Genomic DNA, 21,089 nt, shown 5'->3' with positions numbered 1-21,089 from the left:
CCCCCAAAGGTTGTTTAACTTTTGGGGGTTGTTTTATTGTCGTACATGGTGCAGTACAAGATTTTTATCTTATTTTGTCAATAATACCCTGCTCATCGGATTATGGGCGGGGTGTTGGTGCTTGTCCAAAATCCTAAAACCATCCTAAAAGCCAATCTATCCCATCTTTGATAGCCTAGCCATAAATCTATGGAGTAGGCTATGCCCATCAATCTGACCCATGCACATTGGCAAATCGCTCCGACCGGTGTCAGTGCCATACAAGGCGAAGATGATTTGCACCAATGTGTACACAATATCTTATCCACTCGCAAAGGTTCGGATGTCCTGCGTCCTAACTTTGGCTCTGATCATTTCGACTATATCGACTATCCGCATGATGTCGCTATCCCAAATATCGTGCGTGAAATCCATGTCGCACTTACCACATGGGAGAAGCGTATCATCGTGCAAAGAGTGAGCGTGACAGGGCTTGCGCCTGAATTTCATTGCCTGATTGAGTGGGCGGTGGCGGATGATGTCGCACGCCAAATCTATAAAACGGAGCTATAAATGGTCGATATTAGCCACAGAAATGATGTCAAAGCCATCGATGATGATGTCAAAGTCATCCTAAACCAAGCTATTGAGCAGTATGAAAAAGACACTGGCAAAACGCTACAGCCTGCACATATCGAACGCTTGCTGATCAATGTCTATGCCTATCGTGAGATGCTGACTCGTCAAGGGATTAATGAGGCATTTCGCCAAACCTTTCCACAGACGGCAACAGGGATTGCACTGGATTTGTGCGGTGAGCCGATGGGGTGCTATCGCCTACAAAATACACCAGCGCGCTGTGTGCTACGCTTTAGCGTACAAGGGGTGCACCCGTCTATCCTAATCCCCAAAGGTACGGTGGTGGGCGTGACTGATGAGCTAAGCTTTATCACCATCAATGATGATGTCATCACGCCACTGATTAACTATGTCGAAGTCGAAGCCCAGTGTAATCAAGTGGGTACGGTGGGCAATGGCTGGCAAGTAGGGCTATCAAACAGCTCAAAAGCACGCTCAATACGGATATGACGGTGGGAGTGAGCAATATTGATGTCTCAAGCGGTGGTCTAATCCAAGAAAGCGATGATGGCTATCGACGGCGTATCTTGGCTGCGCCTGAAGCCTTTTCAAGCTGTGGCTCTATCGCAGCTTATGACTATCATGTGCGTGCGGTGAGTCAAGCGGTGGCTGATGTCAATGTGGCAACGCCAAAGGGTGGCTTGGTGCGTATCACTGTGCTTGCCAAAGATGGCGTGCCTGATAGCCGATTGCTCGCTGATATCAAGGCTCATGTCAGCGCCGAAAAGCTACGCCCATTGTGCGATACCGTCGAAGTGGTGGGTGCAATCAAGCGAGATTATCAAATCAATGCACGACTCACCCTGCTAGATGGCCATCGTGAAGACATCGTACTCACAAAAGCAGTGGATGCCCTGCAAAACTATCTGTCAGATAAGACCAAAAAACTGGGCATGGATATCGTACCGTCTGCCATCATCAGCGCACTGCGGGTCGAAGGTGTCTATGATGTCACGCTGACCAGTCCTGCCAAGACCATCATCAATAACGGCGAATGGGCAAATTGCACCGCCATCACTATCACTATCGATGAGGTACGAAGCAATGGCTAAGCTCATCTATGCTGACATCATCATGACCGACCCAAAGTATCGGGCATTGGCGGATCTAAGCCATAGACTGCCAAACCTGCCGATACACCAAGTGATGACCACGCTCATTGACCTGCTTGGCGATGAATACACGCCACTACTTGCCGAGAAATGGAGTGTCACAGGTGATGACGGCATCATGCTGGCTGACAGTGTGGATTCTAAGCGCCGACTGATTGCCCGTGCTATCGAACTGCACCGCCAAAAAGGTACGCCGTGGGCAGTGCGTGAAGTGCTAAGACAGCTTGGCTTTGGCGAAATTGAAATCGATGAAGGGCTAAAAGCACGCACTTATGAGCATACAGTGGTGCAATCTATCCCAACCAATGAACGCTGGGCATGGTATTCGGTCAGGCTGACCAAGCCCATCACCAACGACCAAGCGGAGCAAATCAGGCGGACACTGCGGTCATTTACACCGGCAAGGTGTCTATTGGCAGTACTCGACTACAAAGCAGCACCGATTCGATATAACAATAGGGCGAAGTATGACGGCTCATATAATCATGGCTCAGCGTAGGTCAGCGTGATTGAACGCATTGCGTCGTTAATTACAATCAAGGAAAAATTATGGCAAATTTAGCAGAATCAAGCATCTGGGAAACAGGTGTCTATCAAATCGAAGAAAACGACCCTGTACATGGTGGGGCGAATGGCATCACCAACCGACCGACTAAGCAACTGGCGAACCGCACGGTATGGCTAAAAAATGAATTGGCATCATCGGTGCAAGCCATCAATGCCAATCTGACCAGTCTATCCACCAACAAGGCGGATAAAACGCTTAATTTGGTGGCAGGCAATGGCTTAACTGGTGGCGGTACGCTACAAGCAAACCGCACTATCACACTTGGCACGCCGTCACAGATTACAGCAAGCACGACAAACAGCGTCACAGCGACAAGCCACACCCATGCGATTGATAAAGCAAGCACGACAACACAAGGCATTGTACAACTCAATGATACGCTTGTAAGCACCGCCACAGATCAGGCATTGACGGCTAACCAGGGAAAGGTGCTGAATGACAAAATCACTGCGACAGATGCCAAGGCGGACACCAAGGCCAACCAAGCCACCGCCATCACCGCAGGCAATGGCTTAACTGGTGGCGGTACGCTACAAGCAAACCGCACGCTGACACTTGGTACGCCAAGCCAAATCACCGCATCAAGCACTAATGCAGTGACTGCAACAAGCCATACGCACGCCATCGATAAAGCAAGCACGACGGTGGCGGGTGTGGTGCAGCTTGTCGATAATCTCACCACTGATGATGCTGCCAAGGCACTGACGGCTAAGCAGGGCAAAGTACTGAATGATAAGATTGACAACAAAGACAGTCTTAAGACGATCGATTGGGTTGCTGATAAATCATCCAATTATCAGCTGACTGGCTTCTATCGTGCTAATGCCATAATGATGGGCTCAGACGCCTTACCTGCGATGGAGATGCACATCACCCATCCGACATCGCCGGGTAATGGCAATGCGCGCGGTATTGGTTTTGCCTATGGACCAAGATTTGACCTATCCACAACAGCATGGGATGCTCAAGGTGTTTATCTAGGCCAAAAAACCATCTTAACCGAGCTTAACGGCGTGATGCTATCAGATAAATCAAACAGCATTGAGCTTGATGACGCGGGCAAAGTTGCCACATCCAAGGCGGTCTATACGCTCAATCAAGCCAAACTGGATAAAGCAGCTAACGCCGTCAGTGCATCACGTCTAGCGACAGCCCGCACGATCAATGGCGTGGCTTTTGACGGTACGGCAAATATTACAATTGCGGACAACACCAAAGCCCCTGCGGTGCATCGGCACAACTGGAACGAGATTAATGGCAAGCCAAGCACTTTTACGCCATCGTCTCATACGCACAGCATTAGCAATATTACGGATTTTGATGTTCGAGAGATTACCAGTGAAAGCCTTGACGACATTACAAAATGGGGCATATATGCACAAATGGCTAATTCCAATGCCACCGCTGAACGAAAATACCCAGTACCAGCCGAGGCAGGTACTCTAGAAGTAATAATTAGCACCTACGGCCTGCGACAACGATTCACTACATTTAACACTCATCGCCATTTTGAGCGCAGAAGAAACAATCCGATGACAGGCTGGGAAAACTGGGTTGAAGTGTCAAACACTTGGGATGCAATCCGTGGCAAACCATCCAATCTAGCCTACACATCAAGCAATGTCGCATCAGCCACTCGACTACAAACCGCCCGCACCATTAGCCTAACTGGCGCGGTGACAGGCTCGGTGTCGTTTGATGGGTCGGGTAATGTAAGTATTGGTACGACATTGCCATCAATTGCAAGCAATGTTGTTGTGATGACTGGCACCATTGACCATGGCGGTACCATCCCTTTGCCCAACGGATTTACTGAGTCTCAGTGCAAGTGGATGGTATCTATGCACGAAGATAACACTGGTAATGCCACGTGGGACCTGTGGGAATCAGCTCGCTTGCGACATTATGGATTTCGTTGCTTCTGTGATGGCAGAATTGTGACAGCACAAGCATATTTGACAGGGCATAATTCACCGCCTGGATGGGTGAATGGTCGTGCAAACTACATCATCATTGGAGTGAAATAATGTACTACATTTTTAATGAAAGCGGTAAAAACATTGGCAAATGCGATCATGAGCCAAATCATAAAGACTTGGCAAGTCGTGATGAAGTGTCTGTGTTTAGTGAGTCAGTCTTTAACAATGTTGTTCACCTAGTTGATGGTGAGATTGTTGAACTTATTCCACCACAAGGCAACGCTGAAGAACTCAAAACCAAAGCCCAAAGCGAGATGTGGGAGCGTATCAAGCAAAAACGCCACGATAACGCCCGTGGGGGTGTGTTTATTAAGTCCATCGACAAATGGTTTCATAATGACGACCCGACCCGCACACAGTATCTCGCCCTGCAGGTTCTGCCAAGCTTGCCCGAGACGCTGATGTGGAAAACGATGGATAACGAATTTGTACCGATGACCAAGGCTCTGCTCAATGAAATCGCCATGACAATGCTTGTCGAAGAACAAAACGACTTCGCCAATGCCGAACGCCACCGCCTAGCGATGCTTAAGGCAGATAATCCACTGGATTATGATTACTCGGCAGGATGGAGTCGGACACATGGACAATAAAGTATATCTGGCGTGCTATCACGGCAAAGCCACCAAGCGCTGGCATCGTGTCTGTGATGCGATTACCAAGTTTTTTACCCGTGGTAAATACAGCCACTGCGAGATTGCGGTACACCTGCACGGCAACCGTTACAAATGCTACTCGTCAAGCTATCGTGATGGCGGTGTGCGTGTCAAAGTAATGGTACTTGACCCTAACAAGTGGGATTTGCTACCGCTGGATGTGTCAGCGATGCAAGTACAGCAGTACTTTGGCGCAACTCGTGGCGCAAGCTATGACCTTGTCGGTGCTTTGGGCTGTGTCGCAGGGCTAAGACAGCATCCGCATAAGTATTTTTGCAGTGAGTGGTGTTTTAATGCGATTACACGCACGCAAGATGGGTGGCGAGTCAGCCCTGTGATGCTGTCAGTGATGGCCAAAGCGTTATTGTAATGCCTTATCAAGCAATGCCAAACCGCGCTTGATATCGCCACGCTTGGCACGAATTTCAAAGCGAGTTTTGGCGTCAAATTCTGCCAAAGCAAGGCTTGCAAGCTCATCCATCAGGCGATTGACGCTGATGCCTTGGGCTTGGGCTAAAGATTTAAGACGGCTGTGTTTGTCATCGCTTAGGCGTAGGGTAATGGTGCTCATGATAATTCCTCCAGTAGCTGCATTGGGGTGATGACATCAATGTCAAAATCAAGCTCGCTTGAGCGAAAATCTTTGGCATTGTGACTGACGATATATTTGGCACCGCCAGCAACGGCAAGTTCAATCAGATGGTTATCGCCTTCGTCTTTGAGATTGGGACGCCATAGATAAAAAATACGCACCCATTGACTGATGGATAAGATGGCATCCAGTAGCTCGTTGCGCTCTGCCAGTGATAATTTGTCATCACAAAACAGCGACTCACGAGCCAACACATCTTCATATTCTGCCAGCAATGTCACACTGACTAAGGGGGTGAATTTACCTTGTAGGCAGGCTGCTAATAGGCGATTGGCATGATAGGAGCCCTTGCAAGCCTTGACAAGAATATTGGTATCTAACACGATTTTCATACAATGATGATAGCACATACGCTATCACGAAGCAATATTAACCCAAAGGAGATTATAGTGGATGAATTATGGCAACACCTGACAGCTGTATGGTCGCTGATGGTTTGTAATTTTGGTAAAACTTGCCTTACCAATCATGCTCTTGGAGTTCTAGTCGTAACTGCTTGCGCTTTTTCGCCATCTCAAAGCGCTGTTTTGCGGTGTTATCTAGCAGTTCAAGCGGTGGCACGGCTTTTGGATTACGCTGTTCATCGACGGCAACCATGCTAAAATAGCAACTGTTGGTATGGCGCACGGTGCGAGTTTGGATATTCTCAGCTTCGACACGGATGCCGACTTCCATCGATGTTGTCCCAACATAATTGACACGCGCCAAAAAGGTGACAAGCTCACCGACATAAATCGGCTCTTTAAAAATCACTTGATCCACTGACAAAGTCACCACATAGCTTGCCGAGTATCGACTGGCACACGCATACGCCACTTGGTCAAGGAGTTTTAGGATAGCACCACCATGCACATTGCCCGAAAAATTCGCCATATCAGGCGTCATCAGTACGGTCATGGTCAAGTCAGTCGGTGCAATATTGACAGTACAAAAGTCGTTCATGCGATCATCCCTAATCTTTAATGATATTTTGTGCGGTGTTTATGAAAAGCTTAGTATAACACAGCATTATTATCAAAATATTGACTCATCAGTTAAATAAATACGGCTTGACAATGCGCATCATGTCAAGCCGTGGTTGAATTTGTCAGTATCGTGGTTATTTCTCAAATAATCCACTCAAATCAGGCTTGGATTTGCCCACGGTGATGATGATAAAGTCATCGGGGTGGATGGTATTTTTAAGCGCTTGATTGACCGATGCGATGGTCGCACGATCTAGCCGATCTAGGCGTGTGGCAAGATGATCAGCAGGATAATTGCCAAATGCCAAACTGCCTGTCATCTTGTGGGTAGAGGCATTGCTTGCAAAAATTTCAGGAAAGCTATTTTTGTTGCCCAAACGGACAAGCTCAAGCTCATCATGGGTGACGCCATTGTTTAGTGTATCTTGAATAATAGCAACGGTATCAAAGATGGCATCACGCACCTGCTCGCCATTGGTGGAGAAGCGGACGGCATAGCTGCCTGCTGCTTGCATTCGCTCAATACCTCCATAGATGCCGTAGGTGTAGCCTTTTTGTTCACGGATGGTTTTCATCAGGCGTGCTGTAAAATCTGACCCTGCCAAGATTTCATTACCCAATGACAAATCGCTAAATCGCTGACGGCTCGCCGTGTCGGTACGCTCGGCATCGATCAGATGTCCGATGATGATTTGGGTTTGGCTGCTGTCATGCTCGATGTGGATATGTCGTGGTGCAGGCTTGGCAGGTGTGCTGATACTGCCTTGATAGGATTTGCCCGATGGTAGCTCGGCACTGATACGATTGGCAAGTGCTTTGGCATCATCTAGGCTTAGGTCGCCTGTGATGGTGATTTTGGCGTTGTCTTTGGTGAGAAATTGATTTTTAAACGCCATTAAATCATCACGACGCAGCGCCTTGATGCTTGCTTCATCGCCTGTGGCAGGATGTCCATAAGGATGTCCACCGTATAGGGCTTGGGTGTAGGCAAGCGATGCGACATACGCAGGATTTTGTTTTTGTTGTTTAACACTGCTAATCAATCGACTTTTGTTACGCTCAAGGATTTTATCATCGAATACAGGCTTTGTGAGCGCATCGATGAATAGGTCTGTGGCATCTTGTAGTGTCTGTGCTTTGGATAGACTGCGTACAGACAGTGATAAGCCATCTTTTGAGACGCCACCACCAAGCTCAATGCCGAGCTGTTCTTTTTTGGCGATAAAAGCATCTTCATCGAGTGTGCTTGTGCCTTGAGTAAGCATGGTGGCGGTCATATTGGCGATACCATCACCATCGGCGCGGACTTGGCTATCAAATGCTGACCCTGCATAAAAATCCACGCTGACATCGACAATGGGTAGCTGATGCAATTCGGTAAACACGACGGCAACGCCATTATCCGTGCTAAATCTGTGCGTCGTCGGTACACGAAAATCAAGCTTGCCAAGCTGGTCAATGCTATCAATGATGCTATCATCAGATAGCTGTAGTGTGGCGCTGCCCATTGCTGTACTGTGGTTTTGGTTGGCGATGGCAGGCGTGGCACTAATGATGCTGATGGCAAGTGTCGCACCGATGGCTTGTGCTAATTTATTGTATTTATTCAATAATTTCATAATTCATCCCAAAAAATACTTAGCATAATTCTAAAACTTTGTTAAACAACAACTTATCATCTTAGTCAGACTTGGTCTGTGGCAGGACATACATGGTGGTCAGATTATCCTTAGTCAGATAATGCTTGCCGACTCGTTTGATGTCATCTTTACTGATGGTGGCAAGCTTGGCAGGTAGGGTGTCTAGCGTATCAATCGGCAGATTTTGGCTAGCGAGTGAGCCGAGCGTGATGGCTTGATTGGCGACGCTATCATTACCAAAAATCAGCCCTGATAGCAGATTGGCTTGCCCACGAGCCAGCTCGCTGTCGCTGATTTGCTCTTGATAGATGGCTGTGATTTCATCTAGGATGGCTTGTTCGGCATCTTGTAGGCTGACCCCGTCTTTTGGCGTGGCGGTGATGACAAATAGCTTATCGCCTTTGCCAATCATGCTATAGCTGATACCGACGCTATTTAATAAGTTTTTCTTACGAATGAGATTGCTTTCAAAGCGTGCCGACAGCCCGCCGTCTGCCACATCTGAAAACAGCGACAGCGCATACGCATCCTGTGCTGATTTATCGCTACCGAGCGTTGGCACATTAAAGCCCATAATCAAGCTCGGCACTTGCACGGATTGATGGCTCGTGGTCTGGGTATAACCACGATGGCTTGGCTGTGTGAGACTGACACGCTGCGGCAGGGCAGATGGGGTGAGCTTATCAAAATATTTATGCACCCACGGCATGGCAGTGGCAGGCTCGATATCACCGACCAGCACAAGCACGGCATTATTTGGCGCATACCACTGGTGATACCACGCCTGCAAATCGCTTGTCGTGATGCCGTCAATGTCCGCCATACTACCGATAATCGGGCGGCCTTGCGGCGCATCTGGCATGGAAGTTTTTAGAAATTCTTCATAAGCCTTTGCCAAAGGGTTGTCATCGGTACGAAGACGACGCTCTTCTTTGATGACTTCTTTTTCGGTGGCGACTTCGCTATCTTTTAGGATAAGATTTGCCATACGGTTGGCTTCGATTTGTAGCGCAAGCGGAAACTGATTGGCAGGCAGGCTTTCATAATAAGCGGTGTAATCATTGCTAGTAAAGGCGTTGGTCGTACCCCCAAAATGGCTGATGAGCCGTTGATAATCATCATGGCTGATGCCTTTGGCGTCCTTGAACATCATATGTTCCAAAAAGTGCGAAATCCCCCCTTTGCCCACGGGCTCATCGCTACTGCCAACATCATACCAAATCTGCGTCATGACAATCGGCGCTCTGGTGTCTTTTTTGATAATCACTCTTAAGCCATTATCCAAAGTCGTGCTAAAGACATCACCTGCTTCATGGGCGGTGCTTGTGGGTGCTTTGGCGGTGGCTTGGCTTGGCAAATTGGGCGTTGCCTTGATACTTTGGCAAGCACTGATACTTAGCATACTTGCAATGATGAGTGATAATTTGGCAAATTTCATGGGATTTCCTTATAATTTATTCTTAAAAAAAGTAAGTATAAAATAAAAACGAGTAGCACGCAATGCACACAATCAGAATGGCTTGATCAGCAACAAAAAATCGCCAATCATACAACTGGCGATTTGGGGCGGTGATATCAGCCGCCGACACCGACCATCACAGTGCCTGTTGGGCTGATGCCAAATCCTGCACCGACAGAACAAGCGGTCAGTGTGCTGATGATGGCGGTGGCGATTAATAATTTCATTAATTTCATCATAAAATCCTAATACAGTCGAATTGACCGTGCTTATTATAATGCAAATCGATGGCATGGGTAGTGGTTTTAAGATTTTTCTACAAAATGTTGCAGTTGGGTAAGATGGCGCACGCAAAAGACTCACTGGCTAAGCGATGGCAATTCATTCACCGCTGATGTATCTGCTGTTTTATCCGCCAAAAATTTCATCAAACTGTCATCAAATCATCGCAAAATTGTCATGATGGCTTGCTACAATTTTTGCCATCCAAAACAGCCATTATCACACAAAAGGATAACAGCCATGATGCATCCGCATGATTATATTGAAGATTCTAACCCAAGCGACAACCCAGCGTTTAGCGATATTCTGGACAAGGCGGTCTCTCGTCGCACCGTGCTTAAAGGCGGCGCAGGCTTGACGGCGGCGGCGATGTTCGGCTCATTGCCACTGCTTGGCAATACTGCCTTTGCCAAATCTGCCACCAATCTTGCCCGCCCAACCAGCCTAAAATTCAAAGCCGTACCGCATTATACCGGCAATGAGATGATGGTCGCTGAAGGCTATACTGCCAAAGCGTTTTTGCACTTGGGTGAACCGCTGGTTGATGGTATTGATGCCTTTCGTGATGACCGTCAGCATTCGGGCGAGTCGTTTATGTACCGCATGGGTGATAACCACGACGGGATGCACTTTTTTGGCATGACAGGTGGCAAATACGACGCCAATCAGTCCAATCGTGGACTACTTGCCATGAACCACGAATACACCAATGACAATCTACATCCAATGGGGATGTACACGCAGGAGGATGCCAATGCCGCACCAATTTATCGCAAAAAACGCCTTGCTATGGATGTGCGTCGCGATGCTAACGCTCACGGCGTTTCTGTGGTGGAGCTAGTCCGCAAGGATAATGGTCAATTTGAATTGGTCAAAAATTCTCGCTTTAATAAACGCTACACCAGTAGCACAATGGTTAATATTGCGGGCGTGGCAAGTGGTAATGAACAGCTACAAACCAAATACGACAAAAAGGGCAAAACCATTTGGGGGATTAACAATCAATGTGGTGCAGGGATGTCGCCTTGGGGCGCTTATCTGACCACCGAAGAGAACTTTTTGAATGTCTTTGCTCGTGGTGAAGACAAAGCCATCATCGGCAGTCAAGCTGATATCGCACTGGCTCGCTATGGCCTAAAAGAAAACAGCACAGGCGGTGGCTATCTGTGGCATACCGCCGATGACAAAGACGGCGTGGTGGCAGATGAATTTAGCCGCTGGGACATCAGTGCTCGTGGCAAATCGGCACACGATGACTATCGCAATGCGTTTAATGCCTTTGGTTATATTGTTGAGATTGACCCATTTAACCCACAAGCCAAAGCAGTCAAACGCACAAGCCTAGGGCGTTTTGCTCACGAAAACTGCGCCTTTGCGCCACCTGTGGCAGGCAAGCCTGTGGTATTTTATATGGGTGACGATGCCCGTGGTGAGTATATTTATAAATTCGTCTCAAAGGCGCTGTGGTCGCCAAAAGACATCGGCAAAGGTCTAAAAGCAGGCGATAAATACATGAACGAAGGCACGCTGTATGTGGCAGTGTTCAACGCTGATGGCACAGGCGAGTGGCGACGCTTGGCGATGGATACGGTCAAGCATAAGGACTATAATTTCAAAGACCAAGCCGACATCGTCATCCATGCCCGTCTAGCCGCTGATGCACTGGGTGCAACCAAGATGGACCGCCCTGAATGGGTGTCGGTCAGTCCAATCACGGGCGAAGTGTATGTCACCTTGACCAACAACTCAAAACGCAGCGTCGATGCCACCGATACCGTCAACCCACGAAGCTATAATGACAAGGGCAATCAGCATGGGCATATCATCCGCTGGCACGAACAAAACGGCGATCATACCGCCACCCGATTTAATTGGGATGTGTATTTGTTCGCCGCGCCAAATGACTTGACCGCCCAAAACTTATCCAATCTGACCGCTGATAACGATCTATCATCACCGGATGGTCTGTACTTTGACCCGCGTGGCGTACTATGGATTCAGACTGATGATGGTGCTTATACCAAGACCACCAACTGTATGTTGCTCGCTGCCTTGCCAAACCGTGTCGGCGATGGCAAAATCGTCACCACAACCACCGGCAAAAATACCCCTGTAGGCATGATGGCAAGTGAAGATACGCTTAAGCGATTCTTTGTCGGGCCAAAGGGCTGTGAAGTGACTGGCATCACCATGACGGCAGATCTAAAGACGATGTTTATCAATATCCAGCATCCGGGTGAAGATCATCCCGATGTGGCATGGGGTGCGGTCGCAGGTGGCAAAGTCCCACGCTCAGCGACGGTGATGATTGCCAAAAATGACGGCGGTGTGATTTTGGGCGAGTCTTTTTAAGTGATATTTTAAAAGTTATCATGTTAAGTTGTCATTTTAAGTCATCTTTTAAGCTGTCTTAAAATCAGCCAAACCAGCCAAACCAGAGCTCTGAAAATTTCAGGGCTTTTTTGTTGGGTGAAATCTTTGGCAAACTGTGCTACAATCATGGCAATATTTTTAAAATTTATCAAAAAAAGGCGACTTATGAGCGAAAACGAACAAGGCGGCTGGTTTGCCCGTATGAAAGCAGGACTTGCCAAGTCTAGCAAAAATTTGTCCGAAGGCTTGGTGAATGTCTTGGTCGGTGGTAAAGAGATTGACGATGAGCTACTCGAAGAAGTCGAAGATCAGCTACTGGTCGCTGATATCGGCGTCAATGCCACCAATCGCATTATTAAGAATCTCACTGAGCAGACCGCTCGTGGCGATTTGATTTATTCGCATTCTTTGTATAAGGCACTCAAGTCCGAATTGCACGACATTCTTGCGCCAAAGGTCAAGCCACTTGAGATTGACACCACCAAAAAACCGTATGTGATTTTGATGGTTGGTGTCAATGGCGTGGGCAAGACCACAACCATCGGCAAGCTTGCCAAACGCCTACAAAAAGAAGGTAAATCGGTGATGCTCGCTGCTGGCGATACATTCCGAGCAGCGGCGACCGAACAGCTACAGATTTGGGGTGAGCGTAACAATATCCCTGTGGTGGCGCAAGGTCATGGCTCGGACAGTGCGTCGGTGATTTTTGATGCAATGCAGTCGGCTCGTGCTAAGGGCATTGATGTGCTGATTGCTGATACCGCAGGTCGTCTGCAAAATAAGACGCATCTGATGGCAGAGCTCGAAAAAGTCGTGCGTGTGATGAAAAAAGCCGACGAAACCGCCCCGCATGAGACGATGATTGTGCTTGATGCCGGCACCGGTCAAAACGCCATCAATCAAGTGCAGGTATTCTCTGAAGCGGTGAATTTGACCGGTATTAGCATCACCAAGCTTGATGGCACAGCCAAAGGCGGTGTGGTGTTTAATATCGCCCAAAATACCGATATCCCGATTCGCTTTATTGGTGTGGGCGAGGGTATCGATGACTTACAGCCATTTGAGCCCAAAGAATTCGTGGATGCCTTGCTCGAAAAAGACGAATAATGACCCCTAAGGACAAAGTTACACCCCGTATCATAGGCACAAGCTTTGATGGTACGGGCTTTGTATTAGCACTGGCAAGTATGGCAGATGATGATGCCGTGCTTGCCTTTCGTCTTCGTAATCGGCAGTTTTTGGCGCCGTTTGAGCCGCTGCGGGATGATGGCTATTATACGCTAGATGGTGTCACTCGCCACTTGGCACAGCAAACGCAGATGATGGCAGAGAGTCGTTCGGTCAATTGGCTGATTTGGGATAAGGATTGTCATCAAGTAATTGGGGTGATTAATTTTTCGAACATCATTCCGATACCGTTTAATGCTTGCTATTTGGGCTATAGCCTTGATGGTGCGTATCAAGGGCGTGGCGTGATGAATGCGGCGCTAAATTTGGCGATTGATGAAATGTTTACAAAAGTAGGACTGCATCGCATTATGGCAAATTATTTGCCTGATAATCACAAAAGCGCCAAAGTATTAGCGCGGCTTGGCTTTGTCAAAGAAGGCTACGCCAAAGCCTATCTACAAATCGCAGGGCGATGGCAGGACCATGTACTGACGGCATTGACGAATGATGCGGTGCTTGCCATACCCACTCAATAAGTGAAAAAGGATGATTATGCCTACCATCACCCACTACCAACCGCCATTTGAGCTGCCCATCATCACGCTGATTGCCAAAGATGGCAAGCTGATTGCGCTTGATTGGTTTACCCAAAAAAGCGAAAGACTGCTTGGCATGAGTGCTGATGACTTTGAGTATCAAAAGATGGATGAGCTTGATAGGCAGAGCACCAATGGGCAGGTGCTAAGTCAAACCATCCAAGAGCTTGATGAGTATTTTGATGGCAAGCGTACACGCTTTGATGTGGCATTGGATTTGAGCAGTGGCACAGCGTTCCAGCAACAGGTATGGCAAGCGCTGTTAAGCATTCCTTATGGACAGACCATCAGTTATGCTAAGCTTGCCGAGCGGATAGGTAAGCCGACCGCCTTTCGCGCCTGCGCCAATGCCAATGGCAAAAATCCGATTAGCCTGATTATCCCGTGTCATCGTGTGATTGCGTCAGATGGTGGGCTTGGTGGCTATACGGGCGGTATTGACATCAAAAAAGCGTTGTTGGCACACGAAACTCGGCAGGGTCAATAAGTGCCGAATTTTCATGATTTTTGTTATGCTTGATATGAATTTGTGTTATAATTGTTAATATTTTATCCAATTTAGACAGGTGTGCCTATGCCCTATGCTTTATTGCGTCCGATTTTATTCACCATGGATCCTGAGCAAGCTCACGAAACCACGTTGGAATTATTGGAAAAGGCGCATCGAGCAAAATTACTAGGCTTTGCTTACGGCAAACAAGCCTTACCAACCACCTGCATGGGTGTTCAGCTGCTCAATCCTGTTGGCTTGGCAGCAGGTTTGGACAAAAATGGCGCTTATATCGACGCACTGTCTGAGCTTGGCTTTGGCTTTTTGGAAGTTGGCACAGTTACACCGATGCCGCAAGCGGGCAATGATAAGCCACGCTTATTTCGCCTAAAAGAACACGGCGCTATCATCAACCGCATGGGCTTTAATAATGATGGCGTTGATCAGATGATTGCCAATATTGAGCGTGCCAAATATAATGGCGTGCTTGGTATTAATATCGGCAAAAATGCCATTACCCCTGTCGAAAATGCGCTGGATGACTATATCTACTGTCTTGAGCGTGTTTATCCTTATGCTAGCTATATCACGGTCAATATCTCAAGTCCAAACACCAAAAATCTGCGTGACCTACAAAGTGCCGATGCGTTGGCACATCTATTAGATGGTATCAAAAACTGCCAAATGCAGCTTGCCAATAGCTATGGTTTTTATGTGCCGATCGCCCTAAAAATCGCCCCAGATTTGGACCTTGAGCAGGTAGATGTCATTGCCAATACAGTGATTGATTTTGAGATTGATGGCTTGATTGCGACCAATACCACGTTGTCACGCACAGGTGTCGAAGGTCATCGCCATGTCAATGAAGCGGGTGGATTGTCAGGTCGCCCTGTGAATCATCAAAGTACGCTGATTTTGTCCGAATTTGCCAATCGCTTGGCAGGTAAGGTAGATTTGATTGGCGTGGGCGGTATTGATGATGGCGAATTAGCGGTCAAAAAACTACAAGCAGGTGCAGTTGCCATTCAGCTGTATTCAGGTCTGATTTATAAAGGACCTGCGCTCATTGGCGACTGTGTACAGTCCATTGCTAGCCAATATGCATAAGTGGATTTGATTGATGGCATGGCTTGATATTATCATCACTTTTGTGGTGTTTATGGGTTTGTGGCGTGGCTTTCGTGCAGGCGTGATTAAGACCTTAGCAGCATTGGTATCGTGGCTACTTGCACTGATTATCGCATCCAAGATGGCGGATGATTTTGCTTACTGGTTTGTTGGTATCACAGACAGTCAGGTATTGCAGATTGCTATGGCGTTCTTGGCGGTGATGCTTGCGGTGGTGGTCGGTGTACAATTGATTGCTAGCACCTTGACCAAGACAGTATCAGCGCTCAAGCTTGGTTTTCTTGACCGCTTGGCAGGCGGTGTGCTTGGTGCAGGCGTGGGCGTGCTCAAGGTGCTGATTGTGCTGAGTATCATTGCACCGTTATTGCTAAAAGTCCCAAGCGTCCAAAACAGCGTCCAAAATTCGGTACTTGTGCCTGCGCTGTTGCCGTATGCACCGGTTGCCAAGACTTTATTGCAAGAAACTTTGGGTCAGACTTGGAATCAGCTAGAAAATCCCTATAAATAGTTCATCAAAATCGGCATTACCGTTAGTATGATTTAACTGCCTGTTTTGACGATAAATTGATTATTTTTATTAAATAATTTGCAATTCATTGCATTGACTAAAATTGGAGCTCTTATGTGTGGCGTAATCGGTATCATGGCGCATGAACCAGTCAACCAAATGTTATATGATGGTCTAACCATGCTACAACATCGTGGTCAGGATGCAGCAGGGATTGTCACCCTAAAGGACAATCGCTTATATCTGCGTAAAGACAACGGCATGGTGCGTGATGTGTTTATGAATAAGCATATGGTACGACTGGTGGGCAATTGCGGTATTGGTCATGTCCGCTACCCAACGGCAGGTACATCTAGCACCGCTGAAGCACAGCCTTTGTATGTCAACTCGCCATACGGTATTGCACTAGCGCATAATGGCAATTTGACTAATGCCGATAAATTGGCGCGCGAACTGTACGAAGAAGACCGCCGCCATCTAAATACGCAGTCAGATTCTGAAGTATTGCTAAATATCTTTGCGCATGAACTACAAAAATTCACCAAAACTGCGCTAGAGCCACAAGACATCTTTGATGCGCTCAAAAAAGTCTATAAACGCTGTGATGGTGCTTATGGTGTGGTGGCGATTATCACCGGTCATGGCTTGGTGGCGTTTCGTGATCCAAACGGCATCCGCCCATTGATTTATGGTCGTCGCCTGACCGAAAAAGGCGTCGAGTATATGGTGGCATCAGAGTCAGTGGCACTACAGGCGCTTGGCTTTGAAGTGATTCGTGACATCGCACCGGGCGAAGCGTTGTATATTGATCTTAATCACAATCTACACACACATCAGTGTGTCGAAGTGGCAGAAGGTCAATACACGCCATGTATTTTTGAATATGTGTATTTTGCCCGTCCTGATTCGATCATCGATAATATCTCAGTGCATAAGGCTCGTATGCGTATGGGCGAAAAGCTTGCTGAGCAAATCCTGCGTGAGTGGGGTGAGGATCATGGTATCGATGTTGTGATTCCAATTCCTGATACTTCTCGTAACTCTGCACTTGAGCTTGCACACCATTTGAATGTCAAATACCGTGAAGGCTTTAATAAGAACCGCTACATTGGCCGTACCTTTATTATGCCAGGTCAGCAGCAGCGCAAAAAGAGCGTTCGCCAAAAGCTAAACGCTGTTTCTCTAGAGTTTAAGAACAAGAACGTCTTATTGGTCGATGACTCCATCGTGCGTGGTACAACTTGCCATGAAATCATCCAAATGGCTCGTGATGCGGGCGCTAAGAATGTCTTTTTTGCCTCTGCTGCGCCACCTGTGATGTACCCAAATGTCTATGGCATCGATATGCCTGTGCGTAGCGAGCTGATTTCAGCGGGCCGTAGTGTTGAAGAGGTGCGTGAGATTATCGGTGCTGATCGCTTGATTTTCCAAGATTTGGATGACTTGATTGAAGCGGTCAACGATACCAAGCACAGTCGTGTACATGGCTTTGATTGCTCGGTATTTGACGGTAAATATATCGCTGGTAATATTGACGAAGCGTATTTGACCGAGCTACAAAACCGCCGCAATGATGCCGCCAAAGACAAAGGCATCAGCCTAGTTGACACCCCAGTGGATATGACAGGTGTGTCAGCGGTATAATTTTTCTAAAAGCACTTGTTCATCAAGTGCTTTTTTTATGATGAAATTTTTGTCAAATGGCTTTTTGTGCTATACTAATGCAATCAATTTTAGCCATCATGATAAGATGGAAAATACAATCTGGAGCAATACATGACCACTCAAAGCAAAAAAATCCCCCATGTGCTGATGATCTTGGATGGTGTTGGACACCGTGAAGACCCACGAGATAATGCGGTGCTTGCCGCCAATACACCAAATCTTGACGCGCTGACTGCCACTTGCCCAAATGGACTGATTTCAGGCTCTGGTTTGGATGTGGGTTTGCCTGATGGTCAATTTGGCAACTCAGAAGTGGGGCATATGAATTTGGGTGCAGGCCGTATCTTGTTCCAAGATTCTACTCGCATTATGAATGAGATTGATACGGGCGAGTTTTTCAAGAATCCTGCGCTGGTGAATGCAGTCAAAGCGACGATTGATAATGAAGGTGCGGTGCATATCTTGGGGCTATTGTCTGATGGCGGTGTCCATGCACACATCGATCATATCAAGGCGATGGCAAAGCTTGCCTTGGCCGAAGGTGCGATGCAGGTGTTTATCCATGCGTTCTTGGATGGTCGTGATACCCCACCAAAATCCGCCGAAGGCTATGTCACTGACCTTGAGAATTATTTAACTACTCTTAATCAAGAGTATGATGGTGAAGCCAAAATCGCCAGCGTCATCGGTCGTTTTTATGCGATGGATCGTGACAAGCGCTGGGATCGTGTCGAAGCCTGCTTTGAGCTATTGACCGAAGGTAAATCGGAGCGCACAGCACAGTCTGCCTTGCAAGCGATCGAAATGGCGTACGCAGCAGGCGAAACCGATGAGTTTGTCCAAGCGACCTTTATCGAAGAAGATGGCGTGGTCTGTGATAATGATGGCGTGATTTTTATGAATTTCCGTGCCGACCGTGCTCGTGAAATTAGCCTGGCTTTCGTTGATCCTGAATTTAGCGGTTTTGAGCGTCATATCGTGCCTGAGCTATCGGCATTTGTAATGCTGACCAAGTATTCAGATGAACTTGAAAATAATGCCAAGACAAGCATTGCTTATGAGCCAACAAGCCTTGCTAATACTTTAGGTGAGTATTTAGAAAAACTTGGCAAAACTCAGCTGCGCATCGCAGAGACTGAGAAATACGCCCATGTGACTTTCTTCTTTAGTGGTGGTCGTGAAGAGCTATTTGCTGGCGAAGATCGCATCTTGGTCAATAGCCCTGATGTCAAGACTTATGATCTTAAGCCTGAAATGAGCGCCTTTGAGGTCACCGAGAAACTCAACGCCGCCATCGATTCGGGCAAATATGATGTGCTGATTATCAACTATGCCAATGGCGATATGGTGGGGCATTCAGGTGTATTTGATGCGGCGGTCAAAGCGGTTGAAGCGGTGGATACTTGCATTGGCGAAGTCGTCAAGCATGTGCGTGCGATGGGTGGTCATCTGCTCATTACTGCCGATCATGGCAACTGCGAGCAAATGCAAGACTATGACAGCGGACAGGTGCATACACAGCATACGACCGAGCTTGTGCCATTCATCTATGTGGGCGACAAAGCAGTGAGCGTGCGTGATGGCGGTAAGCTGTGCGATGTATCGCCAACCATTTTGCATTTGATGGGTATTGATAAGCCAAGCGAAATGACAGGCTCAAGCTTGCTTGTCGAAACTGCATAAATTGGCTTTGACCTTTATAGGGCATTGATTATGAAACCGTCTTCACTGACAGCGCTTGGTGTGGCTATGATGATGGCATTGGCAGTACCGATGTCATCATCAGCGCAGATGCCTGATTCTTTGGTTAAGGTTGGGCAGTTATTGGGCTTGTCCAAGCCAAATCCTGCCTTGCCTGTGCCCATACAGGTGGCAACGACCGAATCGGCGGCGACTGATGATATCGCACCTTTGGATGAGCTTGCGACTGATAACGGCACTGCGACCAATCTGGAAGTGCTTGATACTCAGCCAAATCAACTGCATAACATCGAAGGATTGCATTCTGGACGCGTACCACTTGATGCGATTAGCCCAACGACGCTCAAGACCTTTGTGCAGGCGGTGGATTTGATGCGCCGTGAGTATGTCGAGCCTGTGAATGATGAAGTGCTGTTTTATCATGCGATTAATGGGATGCTCAACCGTGTGGACCGCAATGCGGAATTTTTGGATGCCCAAGCATTTGCTAATTTGCAGTCATTCACATCGGGCAATGTGGCAAGTGTCGGACTAAAGGCGCTTTGGCAAAACAAAGATGCGCATTGGGTGGTTACAGAAGTCAGTCCTGACTCACCTGCCAAGCTTGCAGGGATTGCTGTAGGAGATTATTTACATCAAATTGGCGATGTGAAATTGAACCAAAACCAAAGCGAAAATGATGTGGTGCAGCTGTTGAGTGGTATTGCGGGTACGAGTGTTGATGTGACTTTTTCTCGTGCTGGTCGCTCAAAGCAGACCACCAATTTGTTGCGTGACCAAATCCAAAAAACCAGCATCGAAGTGCTAACTCGAAACGGTATCGCCATCATCAAGCTGCCCGTGTTCCAAAATAACACTCGCCAAGATATTCTTGAGTATATCGCACGTATCAATCAGCCAGTGCAGGGCATTGTGATTGATGTGCGCAACAACCCGGGCGGAGTGCTAGATGCAGCGGTGGATGTGGCATCGCTATTCATGCGTAAGCAGGTGGTGACACAAGTACAAAACCGCAACGGCATCGAGCGAGTGCTAGAGACACAAGGCTCACCTTTGCTTGAAGCTGTGCCTGTGATTATCCTACAAAATCGCTATTCGGCATCTGCGTCTGAAGTCTTGGCTTCGGCATTGCAGACACATCAGCGTGCCCTAGTGGTGGGTGAGACCAGTTATGGCAAAGGCTCGGTGCAGTCTGTCATCCCGATTGGCAATAATCAAGGTATCAAGCTGACCACAGCGCATTATCTTACCCCAAAAGGCGAAAAAATTGACAAAATTGGCGTCGTGCCTGATGTGAATTTTGAAGTATCCGCAGGTGATGAGACTGATTGGCTGACGTTGACGCTTGATTTGATGGATAAAGGCAAGCTACCTGATGGTGAAGGGATTGAGTTTAGCCCTGTGGGTGGATTTTGACAGCTGGAGTTGAGATAGTATCCGGTTGGTATCATTGGTCAAATTAAAAAAAGCATGGTGATCGTACCATGCTTTTGCTTTTTAAGTGTATATCAAAGTTAAGCAGTCTAT

19 protein-coding genes and 1 pseudogene are annotated in these 21,089 nt (G+C 47.5%); 15 read left to right on the top strand and 5 right to left on the bottom strand.

All coding sequences use genetic code 11. The features are described from left to right. Positions 1–201 precede the first annotated feature (201 nt). The 6 genes and pseudogenes from B0680_RS04260 (at position 202) to B0680_RS04235 (ending at position 5,303) form a co-directional block, all read left to right on the top strand. Positions 202–552 carry a GPW/gp25 family protein gene (locus B0680_RS04260; RefSeq protein ID WP_078253814.1) on the top strand — a complete coding sequence of 117 codons (351 nt, stop codon included), beginning with the start codon at positions 202–204 and terminating at the stop codon, positions 550–552. Continuing rightward, positions 553–1,670 (top strand): annotated as a pseudogene (locus B0680_RS10950) (baseplate assembly protein). Then, positions 1,663–2,229 carry a phage tail protein gene (locus tag B0680_RS04250; RefSeq protein WP_078253813.1) on the top strand — a complete coding sequence of 189 codons (567 nt, stop codon included), beginning with the start codon at positions 1,663–1,665 and terminating at the stop codon, positions 2,227–2,229. The pseudogene B0680_RS10950 and the gene B0680_RS04250 overlap by 8 nt, the downstream one beginning before the upstream one ends. A gap of 50 nt (positions 2,230–2,279) precedes the next feature. Next, on the top strand, positions 2,280–4,325 hold the full coding sequence (locus tag B0680_RS04245; RefSeq protein WP_078253812.1) for a pyocin knob domain-containing protein: 2,046 nt from the start codon (positions 2,280–2,282) through the stop codon (positions 4,323–4,325). Continuing rightward, the gene (locus tag B0680_RS04240; RefSeq protein WP_078253811.1) at positions 4,325–4,870 is read left to right on the top strand and encodes a DUF4376 domain-containing protein; all 546 of its coding nucleotides are present in this window, start codon (positions 4,325–4,327) and stop codon (positions 4,868–4,870) included. The genes B0680_RS04245 and B0680_RS04240 overlap by 1 nt, the downstream gene beginning before the upstream one ends. Next, positions 4,860–5,303 (top strand): enoyl-CoA hydratase, encoded by a 444-nt coding sequence (locus B0680_RS04235; protein ID WP_078253810.1) that lies wholly within the window; start codon positions 4,860–4,862, stop codon positions 5,301–5,303. The genes B0680_RS04240 and B0680_RS04235 overlap by 11 nt, the downstream gene beginning before the upstream one ends. Here B0680_RS04235 and B0680_RS04230 read toward each other — a convergent pair. The 5 genes from B0680_RS04230 to B0680_RS04210 form a co-directional block, all read right to left on the bottom strand. After that, positions 5,295–5,504: a toxin-antitoxin system HicB family antitoxin gene (locus B0680_RS04230; protein WP_078253809.1), complete on the bottom strand. Its 210-nt coding sequence runs from the start codon at positions 5,502–5,504 to the stop codon at positions 5,295–5,297. The two genes, B0680_RS04235 and B0680_RS04230, sit on opposite strands and share 9 nt — an antisense overlap. Beyond that, positions 5,501–5,917, bottom strand: coding sequence for a putative toxin-antitoxin system toxin component, PIN family (locus B0680_RS04225; RefSeq protein WP_078253808.1), 417 nt, complete (start codon positions 5,915–5,917; stop codon positions 5,501–5,503). The genes B0680_RS04230 and B0680_RS04225 overlap by 4 nt, the downstream gene beginning before the upstream one ends. 127 nt (positions 5,918–6,044) lie before the next feature. Continuing rightward, complete coding sequence (locus B0680_RS04220) at positions 6,045–6,527, bottom strand: acyl-CoA thioesterase (protein ID WP_078253807.1); 483 nt, start codon at positions 6,525–6,527, stop codon at positions 6,045–6,047. A 157-nt stretch (positions 6,528–6,684) separates the two neighbouring features. Then, entirely contained in the window at positions 6,685–8,169 is a 1,485-nt protein-coding gene (locus tag B0680_RS04215) for a M16 family metallopeptidase (RefSeq protein ID WP_078253806.1), read from the bottom strand. 61 nt (positions 8,170–8,230) lie between these two features. After that, positions 8,231–9,628: a M16 family metallopeptidase gene (locus B0680_RS04210; RefSeq protein WP_078253805.1), complete on the bottom strand. Its 1,398-nt coding sequence runs from the start codon at positions 9,626–9,628 to the stop codon at positions 8,231–8,233. Between the two features lie 543 nt (positions 9,629–10,171). Here B0680_RS04210 and B0680_RS04205 point away from each other — a divergent pair. The 9 genes from B0680_RS04205 (at position 10,172) to B0680_RS04165 (ending at position 20,978) form a co-directional block, all read left to right on the top strand. Further along, positions 10,172–12,283: a PhoX family protein gene (locus B0680_RS04205; RefSeq protein ID WP_078253804.1), complete on the top strand. Its 2,112-nt coding sequence runs from the start codon at positions 10,172–10,174 to the stop codon at positions 12,281–12,283. A gap of 186 nt (positions 12,284–12,469) precedes the next feature. Then, positions 12,470–13,411, top strand: a complete 942-nt coding sequence (ftsY, locus tag B0680_RS04200; RefSeq protein WP_211271255.1) for a signal recognition particle-docking protein FtsY — start codon at positions 12,470–12,472, stop codon at positions 13,409–13,411. Then, entirely contained in the window at positions 13,411–14,010 is a 600-nt protein-coding gene (locus B0680_RS04195) for a GNAT family N-acetyltransferase (protein WP_078253802.1), read from the top strand. Before ftsY ends, B0680_RS04195 begins: the two co-directional genes overlap by 1 nt. A gap of 16 nt (positions 14,011–14,026) precedes the next feature. Further along, entirely contained in the window at positions 14,027–14,557 is a 531-nt protein-coding gene (locus tag B0680_RS04190; protein ID WP_228143747.1) for a methylated-DNA--[protein]-cysteine S-methyltransferase, read from the top strand. An 87-nt stretch (positions 14,558–14,644) separates the two neighbouring features. Beyond that, entirely contained in the window at positions 14,645–15,667 is a 1,023-nt protein-coding gene (locus tag B0680_RS04185; RefSeq protein ID WP_078253800.1) for a quinone-dependent dihydroorotate dehydrogenase, read from the top strand. Positions 15,668–15,680: 13 nt separating this feature from the next. Then, positions 15,681–16,196 (top strand): CvpA family protein, encoded by a 516-nt coding sequence (locus tag B0680_RS04180; protein ID WP_078253799.1) that lies wholly within the window; start codon positions 15,681–15,683, stop codon positions 16,194–16,196. Between the two features lie 114 nt (positions 16,197–16,310). Next, positions 16,311–17,840 (top strand): amidophosphoribosyltransferase, encoded by a 1,530-nt coding sequence (purF, locus tag B0680_RS04175; protein ID WP_078253798.1) that lies wholly within the window; start codon positions 16,311–16,313, stop codon positions 17,838–17,840. A gap of 132 nt (positions 17,841–17,972) precedes the next feature. Continuing rightward, complete coding sequence (gene gpmI, locus B0680_RS04170) at positions 17,973–19,544, top strand: 2,3-bisphosphoglycerate-independent phosphoglycerate mutase (RefSeq protein ID WP_078253797.1); 1,572 nt, start codon at positions 17,973–17,975, stop codon at positions 19,542–19,544. Between the two features lie 30 nt (positions 19,545–19,574). Beyond that, the gene (locus tag B0680_RS04165) at positions 19,575–20,978 is read left to right on the top strand and encodes a S41 family peptidase (protein ID WP_228143746.1); all 1,404 of its coding nucleotides are present in this window, start codon (positions 19,575–19,577) and stop codon (positions 20,976–20,978) included. Positions 20,979–21,089 lie beyond the last annotated feature (111 nt).

Origin of the sequence: Moraxella pluranimalium, from assembly GCF_002014825.1 — a bacterium.
Classification (GTDB): Bacteria; Pseudomonadota; Gammaproteobacteria; order Pseudomonadales; family Moraxellaceae; genus Moraxella; species Moraxella pluranimalium.
The sequence above is the reverse complement of the archived record's forward strand: the minus strand, read 5'-3'. Positions and strand labels throughout refer to the sequence as shown.